Below are 522 nucleotides of genomic sequence, written 5' to 3' on the forward strand. Positions count from 1 at the left end.
GTCAAGTTCCTGCACAAGATGCTGCTCGACGCGTTCCACATGCGCGCGTCCGATCTGCACTTCGAGCCCTACGAGCACCACTACCGGGTGCGCTTTCGCATCGACGGCGAGCTGCGCGAGATCGCCTCGCCGCCGATCGCCATCAAGGACAAGCTCGCGTCGCGCATCAAGGTCATCTCCCGCCTGGACATCTCGGAGAAGCGCGTGCCGCAAGACGGGCGCATGAAGCTCAAGATCGGCCCCAACCGCACGATCGACTTCCGCGTGAGCACCCTGCCCACGCTGTTCGGCGAAAAGATCGTGATCCGTATCCTGGACCCCGAAAGCGCCAAGATGGGCATCGATGCGCTGGGCTACGAGCCCGAGGAGCGCGAACGGCTGATGCACGCCATCGGCCGCCCCTACGGCATGATCCTGGTCACCGGCCCCACGGGCTCGGGCAAGACAGTCTCGCTCTATACCTGCCTGAACCTGCTGAACAAGCCCGGCGTCAACATCGCGACGGCCGAAGACCCGTCGGAA

General features: G+C 64.4%; 1 protein-coding gene. It reads left to right on the forward strand.

The window, feature by feature from the left end; translation table 11 throughout:
- Positions 1-522: ATPase, T2SS/T4P/T4SS family (locus tag D3H34_RS33760; protein WP_167481338.1), on the forward strand; the 522-nt coding region annotated here is incomplete at both ends.

Source organism: Acidovorax cavernicola (genome assembly GCF_003581445.1).